This window comes from Streptomyces sp. YIM 98790, assembly GCF_011421595.1.
Classification (GTDB): Bacteria; Actinomycetota; Actinomycetes; order Streptomycetales; family Streptomycetaceae; genus Streptomyces.
In genome coordinates, this window is record NZ_WTLH01000175.1 from 1 (window position 1) to 11996 (window position 11996).

The following is an 11996-nucleotide window of genomic DNA, read 5'->3' on the forward strand; positions in this document are numbered from 1 at the left end:
GGCGTGTCGGCCGCCGCCACCCGGCGCCGCCCCCGCAAGACCGCACCGGGGGCACCCCCGGCCGCGCCACCGGCCGCACCGGCACCACCGGCGACCGCCGCCGTGCAGCGGGAAATGAACGGCGCACCCCCGCCGCCCGGAACCGCGCCCGGCACCACCGCCGCACCCCGCCCGCTGGCCAAGCCGCCGGTCCGCAAGCTCGCCAAGGACCTGGGCGTGGACCTGGGCACGGTGATCCCCAGCGGGCCGGACGGCATCATCACCCGGGAGGACGTCTACGCGGTGCACGCCGCGCACACCGCCGCCCCGCGGACCGGTGAGCCCGCCGCCGTACCGGCCTCCGCCGCACCCGGCCCCTTCGCGCCCGGGCAGCCCGCCGCCGCTCCGGGCGAGGCCCCGGGCGTGGAACCGCAGACCCTGGCCGCCATCCGGGAACGCCGGGTGCCGATCAAGGGGGTCCGCAAGGCCACCGCCCAGGCGATGGTGACCAGCGCCTTCACCGCGCCGCACGTCACCGAGTTCATCACCGTCGACGTCACCCGCACCATGAAGCTGGTGGAGGAGCTCAAGCAGGACCCGGCCATGGCCGGCCTGCGGGTCAATCCGCTGCTGCTGGTGGCCAAGGCCCTGCTGGTGGCCATCCGCCGCAACCCCGAGGTGAACGCCTCCTGGGACGAGGAGAACCAGGAGATCGTCTACAAGAACTACGTCAACCTCGGCATCGCGGCGGCCACCCCGCGCGGGCTGATCGTGCCCAACATCAAGGACGCGGACGCCATGACCCTGCCCGAGCTGTCCCGGGCACTGGGCGAGCTGGTGACCACCGCCCGGGAGGGCCGCACCGCGCCCGCCGCCATGCAGGGCGGCACGGTGACCCTCACCAACGTCGGGGTCTTCGGGGTGGACACCGGGACCCCGATCCTCAACCCCGGCGAGTCCGCGATCCTGGCCTTCGGCGCCGTCCGGCTCCAGCCCTGGGTGCACAAGGGCAAGGTCAAGCCGCGCCACGTCACCACCCTGGCGCTCTCCTTCGACCACCGGCTGGTCGACGGCGAGCTGGGCTCCAAGGTGCTGGCCGACATCGCGGCCGTGCTGGAACACCCCAGACGGCGGCTGATCACCTGGGCCTGAGCGGCCCCCGCCCGGCAACCGCGGACGGGCCCGGCGCCATCCGGCGCCGGGCCCGTCCCGTCTGCCTGCCGTATCCGCCTGCCTGCCGTACCCGCCGTATCAGCCGATCAGCCGTACCCGCCGGCGGCCATCCGGTGCGGCCGCCGGCACCCGACACCGGCACAGGTCACAGATACGGGCCGCCGGCGCGGCGGTCCCCCTGACCCGGACCTTCCTCACCGCCGCCGGGGGGCAGCGCCCGCCGCATCTGCTCAAGCTGCGCCCGCGCCGCCATCTGCTGCGCGAACAGCGCCGTCTGGATGCCGTGGAAGAGGCCCTCCAGCCACCCCACCAGCTGCGCCTGGGCGATCCGCAGCTCGGCGTCGGTGGGCATCGAGTCGTCCGTGAACGGCAGCGACAGCCGCTCCAGCTCCTCCACCAGCTCCGGGGCCAGCCCTTCCTCCAGTTCCTTCACCGACCTGGAGTGGATCATCTTGAGCCGGGCGCGGCTGGCCTCGTCCAGCGGTGCGGCCTTCACCTCCTCCAGCAGCTGCTTGATCATGCTGCCGATGCGCATGACCTTCGCGGGCTGCTCGACCATTTCGGTCACCGGAAGCTCGGCCGGCTCCTCGCCCTCGCCCCGGCCGGCCGGCCCGCTGCGGGCCATGCCGTCCGGACCGACCACCAGCACGTGCTGCGCGTTCTCCTGCGTCGGTTCGTTCCTCGGCTGAGTCATAACCCCCATCATGCCTCTCCCCTCAGCCCGCGCGGCGGGTGAGGCCGATGCGCGAGCGGGTCAGCAGCGCCGCCAGCACCCCGGCCACCAGCGGGACCACGATCAGCAACTGCACGATCGTCCCCCAGGGCACGGCCACGAAGAGCTGCGGCGCCTCGGTGCCGAAGGGGTCGTAGAGCGATTCGTACCACCTCTGGTCCTCCCGGTAGGCCGCCATGCGCAGACCGATGCCGGGCACGAGGCCGGACAACGTGCCCAGCACCACGCCCATCGCCGCGATCACCGCGCACTGCAGGCCGGACAGGGTGCGCCGCACCCGCGGCGGAGCACCCACCGCGGCAAGGGTGGCCAGATCGGCTTCCGAGTCGGCCTGCGCCAGTCCGGTCGCGATACCGGCCGCGCCCACCGTGATGGCCCCGGCCACCAGCGTCAGCACCAGCAGCACCAGCCCCTGGTCTCCCGTGTAGCCGCGTTCGATATAGGCCGAGGCACCGCCGTCGGCCTCCTTCAGCGCCGCGTTGAACCGCTGCCGCTCGGCGGAGTCGGGCAGACGCGTGGTGGTGTAGAGGCTGGCGTAGTCCGCCAGCCGGAGGTTACTGGCCTCGGCGGCCGACGGCGGGATGACCGCGGCCATCCCGATGCTCACCGGGACCCCGTCGTCACCGGTGATCCGCTCGGCGACCTGGGCCGGGAAGGTCACCAGCCGGTCCGGCTCCGGCAGGGTGTCCTCGGACCACCCGTCCGCCTCCAGGTACGGGTCCTCTTCGAACAGGCCCAGCCGCAGCTGCCCTTCGCCGTCCACCAGCGCACGCCGGAACACCACCGCCCGGCCGGCTTCCAGCGCCGACACCGCCCGCTCGTCCGTCACGCCCAGCATCTCCAGCAGCTCGGGACCGGCGACCACGACGGACGCCTGCAGCCCGGCCATATGGGAGCCGCTGTACTCCTCACAGCGCCAGTCGAGACCCTCCCCGGGCAGCTCGCCCGCCGCCCGGGCCGCGGCCAGGCCGGCCTCGAACTTCTCGTGGTCGCACTCGTTCTCCGGCGGCGTCAGGACCTCGAGATACCCGCAGCCCGAGCCGGAGTCGGACCAGAGCCCGCAGTTCTCCGGGCCGGGCTGGATACGGCGGACATCCACCCGCCGGTCCACCGGCAGGGTGTCCTCGGCCGCCGCCCGGGTGCCGTCGAGCAGGTCCGCGTGATACGCCTCCACGGCCTCCACGGCCACCATGCCGTGCGGCAGCCGCGCGTCGTACTCGGCCCGGTTCTGCTTCTCGCTCCCCGCCACGCTGGTCGCCACCGCCACCGAACCGGCCACCGCCGCCAGCACCGCGGCCACCGCCGGAGCCGTCCGGGAACGATTGCGCACCGCGTCCCGCAGCGCCAGCCGGCCGGAGAGCGGCAGCCGGCGGCTGAGCCGCCCGAACAGCCCCACCAGCACCGGGGTCATGGCGACCAGCCCGAGTTCGGCGACCACCGCGCCGCCGCCGACCACCGCCGGGCTGTCGAACTGCAGCGCGCCGATCACGGCCACCCCGCCGCCCAGCACGAACGCCGCACCGCCGGCCACCGGCAGCACGCGGCCGGTCCGGCGCACCCCGCGCCGCCCGGTGAGCGACTCCAGCACGGGGGCACGGGCCGCGGTGACCGCCGGCACAAGCGCCGCGATCACACCCGTCATGACCGCCAGGCCGGCGATCCCCAGCATTTCCAGCGGCCGGAAGTCGAAGGAGCCGAACCGGGCGCCGGTCTGCTCCTCCAGCCAGGGCCGCAGCAGCAGCGTGCCCACCGTGGCGATCGCGATCCCGGCCACCGCCGCCGCCAGGCCCAGGACCACACCGCTGGCCAGCATGATCGCCCGGATCTGGCCGCGGTCGCCGCCGTTCGCGCCGACCAGGCCGAGCATCCGGCGGGAACGGCGGGCGCCGACCGCGAAGGCCGGCCCGGCCAGCAGGCAGATCTCGGTGATCACCAGGGCCACCACGGTGACCAGCACCACGGCGACCTCGCCGTCGACACCCCCGTCGCGGTAGTCCAGTTCCTGCGCGTACAGCGGCACCTCGGCCCGGGGCGGCGGATCGGTCACCACCTGCCGGGAGACCACCACCCAGCCGTTCTCATTGGCGGCCATCACCTCGTCCCAGCTCACCCCGCCGGGGCGGGAGACCAGATACCGGGTCCCCTGGTCCCAGCCGAGGGAGCGCAGGTCCGACTCCAGCAGCCCGGCCGCCGGAACGGTCAGCAGCTCGAGATCGTCCAGCGCACCGGGGATCTCATAGGCGCCGGTGATGACGAGGGTGACCTCCAGGTCCAGCACGGTGACTTCGGAGCCGACCCGGTACCCGCTCTCCGCCAGGAACGCCTCGGTGACCGCCACCTCCCCCTCGGCATCGGGCCAGGAGCCGTCGCGCAGGGTCAGCATGCCCTCGGCAACCGGGTCGGTCACCGCCAGCTCCCGGAGGGCGGCGTAGGCGATCCCGGCTTCGGTGCGCACATCCAGCCCCCACACGGTGCGCTCGGTGACCACCCGCGCGCCGTCCGGCAGCACCTCCTCCAGGGGCACCGCCTCGGCTGCCGTGGATGTCCCGTCGGCCAGGTCCGGCCAGTGCACCTGCTCGCCCTCGGGGTCCTGGTAGACCGGTGTTCCGCCGCTCTCGTCCCGGTACTCGGCATCGGCCGCGCCCATCTCCCGGGTGAGCCGTTCCCCGGTGTCGAGCTGGCCGCTGCGCACCATCAGATCGGCGCCGCTGACCCCGATGATGGGCAGCGCGATCATGGCGACGACCAGCAGGCTGCGGCCCTTGGCGCGCATCGCGTCGCGGCGGGCGATGCGCAGCGCGGCCCGCCAGGTGTGCCAGCGTTTCACCGCACGCCCTCGCCGGTGAGCAGGGACTCGGCGCGCGGCGAGGCGGACTCGTCGATCACCGCGCCGTCCTTGAGGAAGACCACCCGGTCCGCCCAGGCGGCGAACCGCGGCTCGTGGGTGACCATCACCCCGGCCGCTCCTTCGTCGCAGCGGCGGCGCAGCAGGGCGAGCACGGCCTCCCCGGTCTCGGAGTCCAGCGCGCCGGTCGGCTCGTCGGCCAGCACCAGCCGGCGGTCGCCGATCATGGCGCGGGCGATGGCCACCCGCTGCTGCTGGCCGCCGGACATCTCGTCCGGGAAGCGGTCGGCGACCTCCACCAGGCCGATCTCCTCCAGCGCGGCCAGGGCCTCCTTGCGGGCCTGCCGGGAGGAGACACCGTCCAGCTCCCGGGGGAGGGAGATGTTCTCGGCGGCGGTCAGCGCCGGGATCAGGTTGTAGTCCTGGAAGACGTAGCCGACGCTGGAGCGGCGCACCTTGGCCAGCCGGGCGCGGCTGAGCGCCCCCAGGTCCTGGCCCTCGACCAGCACCTGGCCGCCGGTGGCGGTGTCCAGCCCGCCGGCCAGGGTGAGCAGCGTGGACTTGCCGGAGCCGGACGGCCCCATGACGGCGACCAGCTCGCCGGCGCAGACGGAGAGGTTGACCCCGCGCAGCGCGTGGACGGCGGCCACGCCGCTGCCGTGCACCCGGGAGAGGTCGCGCAGTTCGAGCACCGGGGTGCCGGCCCGGCCCTGGCCGTCCGTGCTCTCCCCGCCGCCCGTCGGCCCGCTGTCCGTGGGTACCCCGGTGTTCCTCGGATGCTCGGCGTTCATCGGATTGCCGGTGTTCATCGGTTGTTCCCCCCTCGGGCCGGTCCGGGAGCGACGGCCGCCCGGCCCTCGCCCTCCGTCTCCGGGCCCCGATCGGTGTCCGTTCGGTTGTCGTGTTCCCGTCCCCGGCCCCCTGCCGGGTCCGCCGCCCGGTCCGCCGCCGGACCGCCGCTGTGGCCCGGGTCCTCGCCCGGTCCCGCGCCGGAGCCGCTGTCGGCGCGCCGGCCGGTGGCCGGCGGGGTCCCCGGGTGTGCGGCCCGGCCCGCCGCTATCCGCACCAGCCGGGCCTCGCAGTGATCCAGCCAGCGGGCCTCCGCCTCGGCCTGGAAGATCAGCTGCTCCAGCACCAGCAGCCAGGCGATCTCGTCCTGGGTCTCGGTGCCCGCCGCCAGCGCCCGGGCCTTGAGCCGGGTGTAGTCCTGCATGGCCTTCAGGGTGTGGCGGCGCTGCCTCTGGATGATCCCGGCGATGTCGACACCGTGGGTGCCGACCGCCATGGCCAGCTTGATGGCCAGCTCGTCCCGGGAGGGCTGGGTGCGGTCCACGGGACGCTCGTACCAGTCCCGCAGCTCCTCCCGGCCGGCGTCGGTGATGGCGTAGAGCTGCTGTTTGGAGTCCCGGTCCCCGTCGGGGACGATCAGGCCGTCGCGTTCCAGCCGCCCCAGGGTGGTGTAGACCTGACCGATGTTCAGCGGCCAGGTCGCCCCGGTGCGCGACTCGAACTCGGCGCGCAGTTGAGAGCCGTACCGGGGACCGCTCTCCAGCAGCGCCAGCAGGCCGTAGCGAATTGACATACCGAGTATGTATACCGAGTATGCCCCCGGGCGCAAGTCTCCCGGTCCCCCTCCACACCCCGCGGAACCCACATCCCGGGTTCCGTGCCCCGCCACTCCCCGAGCCGTGCCAGGACCACCGGCCGGGTACGGCCGGCGCTAGCGCCCGCGGCGGAGCTGATAGGCGAGCATGCCCAGCCCCAGCCCCAGACAGGCCAGCCCGGCACCGAACGGCAGCACCGGCAGCAGCGGCCCGCCCGTACCCGGCGCGGCCGTCACTCCGGCCGTCGCCGTCCGCCCCCGGCTGTCCGCCTCCTCGCCGTCCGCATCCTCCGCCGGGGGACCGGCCGAACCGCTCCCGGCGGACGGCAGTGCGTCCGGGTCCGGCACACCGCCCGTCCGCGGCGGCCGGCCGGCCTCCTCCCCGGCGGGCTCGCCGCTCACCGTCTCCCGAGCCGACGGCCCGCCACCGCCCCCGGGGCCGCCCCGGTCCACGCCGAGCTGCGGCAGCGCGCCCCCCGGCCGGTACGGCCGGCCATGCGCCGGGGGCCCGGAGGACTGCGCCGAGCCGTCCCCGCCCCGCAGCGGCCACTCCACGCCCGGCGACCCGTCCCCGCGGTCCGCCGGGCCGTCCTTCAGCCCCTCGTCGAGCGCCCGCCCGGCGGCCTCACCGATCCCGCCCGGCAGCACACCACCGGGCTGCGGCACGTCCTCCGGCTCCGCCGGGGAACCCTCCGGAGCACCCGGCTCCCCGGGCTCCCCGGGCCCGCCGGGCCCGGCACCGCCGGTCGGCTCACCGGACCCGCCCGGCTCACCGCGCTCCTCGGACAGCCCCGGCTCCACGGCCCCGGGCACCGGCAGCGCCCCGGCCGGCACCGCCACCGCCGACGACCCCGACGGCACCGGCGAGGGCGACACCGCGCCCGCCGCCGAGGGAGCCACCAGCAGCACCGCCGCCACCACCGACAATGACGTCGCGACGCCCGCCCATGCGCTCACCCATGCCTCCGCACGCCGTCCGTACGTCTGTCCACAACCCCGCCCCCACAGCAGTGCAACCAGCGTCACACAAGCCACTCACAACGGCATCTCCGGCCGGTGAGCACCACATGCCCGGCCGATGACACCCGCCCCAACCCCCGGCGCAGGCCCGCGGGCCCCGCCGCCCGCTCAGCCGGCGGTCAACACGATCTTGCCGACATGCGCGCCGCTCTCCATGACCCGGTGCGCCTCCGCCGCCTCCGCCATCGGCATCCGCCGGTCGATCACCGGCCGCACCCGCCCGTCCGCCAGCAGCGGCCACACATGCTCCCGCACCGCCGCCACGATCGCGCCCTTCTCCGCCACCGGCCGGGCCCGCAGCGAGGTCGCCGCCACCGAGCCCCGCTTGGCCAGCAGCGCCCCCAGATCCAGCTCCGCCCGCACCCCGCCCTGCAGACCGATCACCACCAGCCGGCCGCCCGGCGCCAGCACGTCCACATTCCGCGCCAGATACTTCGCGCCGATGATGTCCAGCACCACGTCCGCGCCCCGGCCACCGGTCGCGGCCCGTACCCGGGACACGAAGTCCTGCTCCCGGTAGTTGATCAGCACATCCGCACCCAGCCCGGCGCAGCGGTCGAGCTTCTCCGCACTCCCCGCGGTCACCGCCACCCGGGCCCCCGCCACCTTGGCCAGCTGCACCGCCATGGTCCCGATCCCGCTGGCGCCACCGTGCACCAGCAGCAGCTCACCCGGCCGCAGCCCCGCCACCTGGAAGACGTTCGACCACACGGTGCAGCACACCTCCGGCAGCGCCGCCGCGGTGGCCAGATCCAGCCCGTCCGGCACCGGCAGCAGCTGCACCGCGGGCACCGTCACCCGCTCCGCATAGCCGCCGCCCGCCAGCAGCGCGCACACCCGGTCCCCCGGCCGCCAGCCCACCACACCGTCACCGACCGCGGCCACCGTCCCGGCACACTCCAGACCCGGATAGCGCGAGGCGCCCGGCGGCGGCTCGTAGAACCCCCGGCGCTGCAGCACATCCGCCCGGTTCACCGCGGACGCGGCCACCTCCACCAGCACCTCGCCCGGCCCCGGCGGCACCGGATCCGGCACCTCCCGCCACACAAGGGCCTCCGGGCCGCCCGGTTCCGCAATGGTGATCGCATGCATGGCCATGGCCGAGAAGGCTAGCGCCCCCCGCTCAGCGCCGCGGAATCCGCCACGAGCCGGGGCCGCGCTCCGGCTCCGGCGGCTTCTTCCGCTTCGGCGCCCGGCGGATCACCACCACCCGGTCCTGCAGCTCCAGCGTGGCCGCCTCCGGATCGTCGTAGCTCAGCAGACGGTGCCCGCGTATCACCGCCACCACCAGGTCTTTCGCCTCCCGCGGCGACCGCCCCGCCTCGGCCCGGACCACCGGGCGCTCCGCGATGGCCAGCCCGCTGCCCTGCTGAATCAGGTCCTCCATCACCGAACCCGAGCTGGGGCTCACCATGGACAGCCCCAGCAGCCGGCCCGCCGCCGAGGCACTGGTGATCACGGAGTCCGCGCCGGACTGCTTCAGCAACGGCACGTTCTCCTCCTCCCGCACCGAGGCCACGATCCGCACCCGGCGGCTGAGCTGCCGGGCGGTCAGCGCCACCAGCACCGCCGTGTCGTCCCGCTGGGCGGCGATCACCACCTGTGCCGCCCGGTCCGCCCGGGCACGCAGCAGCACCGAGCTGCGGGTGGCGTCCCCCACCACCCCCGCATAGCCGTCCGCGTTCGCCTGCTCCACCACCCGGGGATCCGGGTCCACCACCACGATCTGGTCCTGGGCCAGCCCGGTCCCCATCAGCGTCTCCGCCGCGGAGCGGCCCTTGGTACCGAAGCCGACGATCACCGTGTGGTCGCGCATGGTCCTCCTCCAGCGGGCGATCCGCCACTGCTCCCGGGTGCGCTCGGTCAGCACCTCCAGCGTGGTGCCGACCAGAATGATCAGAAAGAGCACCCGCAGCGGGGTGATCACCAGAACGGTCAGCAGCCGCGCCTGGTCCGTGAGCGGCACGACGTCCCCGTAGCCGGTGGTGGACAGCGACACCGTCACGTAGTAGAGCGCGTCGAGCGCGCTGACCTCGTCGTCCGCGTTGTCCGTGTAGTCGTGCCGGTCCAGATAGACGACGAGGAACGCCGTCGCCATCACCAGCAGCGCCATGCTCAGCCGCCGGCCCACCTGGACCAGCGGACCGTACAGCGTCTGCGGAAGATGCACCCCGTGCGACTGGTCGTCCAACGCCGACCGGTCCGGCGGCGCCGGAGGAAGCCTCATAGCCGCGGCAGCTCCAGCAGCCGCACCACCCCGCCGGTCTGCGCCCCGCCCGGCGGGACCACCGCCAGCGCGGACGCCGCCGCAATGCCGCGCAGCATGGCCGGACCGGCGTAGTGCAGCGGACGCACCCGGCCGGGCTCGGCGAAGTCCACCGGCACCAGCCGGGTGTTCCGCGGATGCCCGGTGATGTCCTCCAGCAGCCCGGCCGTCCGGTCCAGCCCCGGGCCACGGCCGGCCAGCCCGGCCAGCAGCGGGGCGGCCAGGGTCAGCAGACCCGAGACCGCCGCCAGCGGATTGCCCGGCAGCCCCACCAGCGGCGTCCCCGACGGCAGTTCGGCCAGCAGCATCGGATGCCCCGGCCGCACCGCCACCCCGTCCACCACCAGACGTGCGGCCACCCGGGTCAGCACCGGATGCACATGGTCCACCGGCCCGGAGGCCGTGCCCCCGGTGGTCACGATCAGATCCGCCCGGCTCGACGTCACCGCCTCGTACAGCGCCTCGGCATCATCCCCCAGGCGCCGGGTCACCAGCACATCGGCGCCCAGGGCGGTCAGCCAGGGCCCGGCCATCGGGCCGATCGCGTCCCTGATCCGCCCGCCCGTCGGCAGCCCCTTGTGCAGCAGCTCATCACCCAGCACCAGCACCTCGACCCGCGGCCTGGGCGCCACCGGCAGCTCGTCGTACCCGGCCGCCGCGGCCAGGCCCAGCACGGCCGGCGTCACCGGCGTGCCGGCCGGCAGCAGCTCCGCACCGGAACGGCACTCCTGCCCGCGGGGGCGGACGTCCGCCCCGGGCGTCGGGTTCGGGCCGCGAAGCTGCCCGGCCGCCACCGTCCCGCGTTCGGAGCGCAGCACCGCCGTGGTGCCCGGCGGAATCCGCGCCCCCGTGGCGATCGGCACCGCCAGCCCGTCGGACAGCGGCGCCGGATCGTCCCGGCCGGCCAGCACCCCGGGATCGGCCGTCAGATGCCACGGACCCGGCCCGGCCACCGCCCAGCCGTCCATGGCCGAGGTGTCGAACGCCGGGAGATCGGTCAGGGCGGTCAGCGGGCCGGCCAGGGTGTGCCCCAGGGCCCGGTCCAGCGGCTGCTGCACCACGGGCAGCGGGCGCGCCGTCCGGTGGGCCGCGCGGCGCGCCGCGTCCCAGCTGACCGCCTCGTCGTCGGGGTGGTGCACCGGCGACCGCCGGGCCTCCCGGGCCGCCACCCAGGGCGGCGGCCCGGAGCCCTGCCCGTCGCGCGCCGGCCGGTGCCCGTGCGCCCGTCCGTGGTGCGGGCCGCGCAGCTCCTCCACGCCCCCGCCGCCGACGACCGTGGCGGCAGGGCCGCCGCTGCCTCCGACGCCGCCACCGGCTCCCCGGCCATTGGCCAGTGCCAGCGCGTCCTCGAACTCGTCCGTCACGGCGTATCACTGTCCTTCGGCTCACGCTGCTGCTGCTCGCGCTCCCAGCGCGCCGCAAGCTCCCCCACCGCCCGCGCCGCCTCCGCCTGCCCGATCCCCCGCCGAGCAACCGCGTAACCGATCAGGAAGGTGGTCAGCGGGGCCGCGGGCCGCGCCACATTGTGCGCGGCATCGCGGGCGGCATCCAGCAGCGCCTTCACATCGACCTCCTGGTCGATGTCCAGCTCGGTCCTGACGGCGGCGATCCATTCGTCCAGCACGTTCTCATGCTCCCTGATCCTGGCCCTGGCGGCGGAGATGTCCGCCCAGGTGTCGCAATCGAGAGTGTCGCCCACCGCAACCCGGCCGAGCGTCAGTGCCCGCGACACCGCACGCAAGGGTAGGCCCGCCGCCCCGGCCGGGTCAGGGGCCAGCCGGCCCAGAACCCGCTTCAGCACCTCGGTGCGGTAGCAGGCCGTCAGCGGCTGGTCGTACCCCTCCGGATCGCGGGCCACCATCCCGTCCACGCCCTCCGGCACGCGGCGCAGCGCCGCCACCAACTCCTCGTCGAGGAACGGCAGATCTCCGGCGAGCACCACGACCAGCGGCTGCCGTACCGCCCGCAGACCGGCATCCAGGGCCGCCACCGGGCCGCCACCCGCGGGCTCCTCGCGGGTCCACACCACCGGCCTGCGCGTCCTCAGCGGCCGTGGCGGCCCGACCACCACCGTCCGCCCGGCCCCCGCGCACGCCGCCAGGACACGGTCCAGCAGGCTCCGGCCGCCCACCTCCACGGCAGGCTTGTCCATCCCCCCCAGCCGGCGCCCCTCACCGCCGGCCAGCACCACCGCGTCCCACGGCATGTCTTGCATCCCCCCAGTATGCAAAACCAAAAAGAGAGGCCCTGTCCGGGTCTCCCCGGACAGGGCCTCTCTTCATCTCACGTTTTGTTCGGCGGCGTCCTACTCTCCCACACGGTCCCCCGTGCAGTACCATCGGCGCTGCAAGGCTTAGCTTCCGGGTTCGGAATGTAA

9 protein-coding genes, 1 rRNA gene and 1 pseudogene are annotated in these 11996 nt (G+C 74.9%); 1 reads left to right on the forward strand and 10 read right to left on the reverse strand.

Annotation, left to right across the window (positions count from 1 at the left end):
- Window positions 1–1131 (forward strand): dihydrolipoamide acetyltransferase family protein (locus tag GQS09_RS22685; RefSeq protein ID WP_165989167.1); only part of this gene is annotated, 1131 nt, incomplete at its 5' end.
- Between the two features lie 166 nt (window positions 1132–1297).
- Here GQS09_RS22685 and GQS09_RS22690 read toward each other — a convergent pair.
- The 10 genes and pseudogenes from GQS09_RS22690 to rrf all read right to left on the reverse strand — a co-directional run.
- Complete coding sequence (locus GQS09_RS22690) at window positions 1298–1846, reverse strand: bacterial proteasome activator family protein (RefSeq protein WP_165989170.1); 549 nt, start codon at window positions 1844–1846, stop codon at window positions 1298–1300.
- Between the two features lie 22 nt (window positions 1847–1868).
- Complete coding sequence (locus GQS09_RS22695; protein ID WP_165989172.1) at window positions 1869–4712, reverse strand: ABC transporter permease; 2844 nt, start codon at window positions 4710–4712, stop codon at window positions 1869–1871.
- Entirely contained in the window at window positions 4709–5539 is an 831-nt protein-coding gene (locus GQS09_RS22700; RefSeq protein ID WP_243761688.1) for an ABC transporter ATP-binding protein, read from the reverse strand. The genes GQS09_RS22695 and GQS09_RS22700 overlap by 4 nt, the downstream gene beginning before the upstream one ends.
- Window positions 5540–5685: 146 nt before the next feature.
- A pseudogene (locus tag GQS09_RS22705) lies at window positions 5686–6312 on the reverse strand (PadR family transcriptional regulator); the annotation flags it as partial.
- Between the two features lie 138 nt (window positions 6313–6450).
- Entirely contained in the window at window positions 6451–7290 is an 840-nt protein-coding gene (locus tag GQS09_RS22710; RefSeq protein ID WP_165989176.1) for a hypothetical protein, read from the reverse strand.
- Between the two features lie 171 nt (window positions 7291–7461).
- Window positions 7462–8445 carry an NAD(P)H-quinone oxidoreductase gene (locus GQS09_RS22715; RefSeq protein ID WP_165989184.1) on the reverse strand — a complete coding sequence of 328 codons (984 nt, stop codon included), beginning with the start codon at window positions 8443–8445 and terminating at the stop codon, window positions 7462–7464.
- 31 nt (window positions 8446–8476) lie between these two features.
- Window positions 8477–9580, reverse strand: a complete 1104-nt coding sequence (locus GQS09_RS22720) for a TrkA family potassium uptake protein (protein WP_165989178.1) — start codon at window positions 9578–9580, stop codon at window positions 8477–8479.
- On the reverse strand, window positions 9577–10983 hold the full coding sequence (locus tag GQS09_RS22725; RefSeq protein WP_165989180.1) for a molybdopterin molybdotransferase MoeA: 1407 nt from the start codon (window positions 10981–10983) through the stop codon (window positions 9577–9579). The genes GQS09_RS22720 and GQS09_RS22725 overlap by 4 nt, the downstream gene beginning before the upstream one ends.
- Complete coding sequence (locus tag GQS09_RS22730) at window positions 10980–11834, reverse strand: NTP transferase domain-containing protein (protein WP_399552584.1); 855 nt, start codon at window positions 11832–11834, stop codon at window positions 10980–10982. Before GQS09_RS22730 ends, GQS09_RS22725 begins: the two co-directional genes overlap by 4 nt.
- Before the next feature lie 77 nt (window positions 11835–11911).
- A 5S ribosomal RNA gene (rrf, locus tag GQS09_RS22735) occupies window positions 11912–11996 on the reverse strand; the annotation flags it as partial.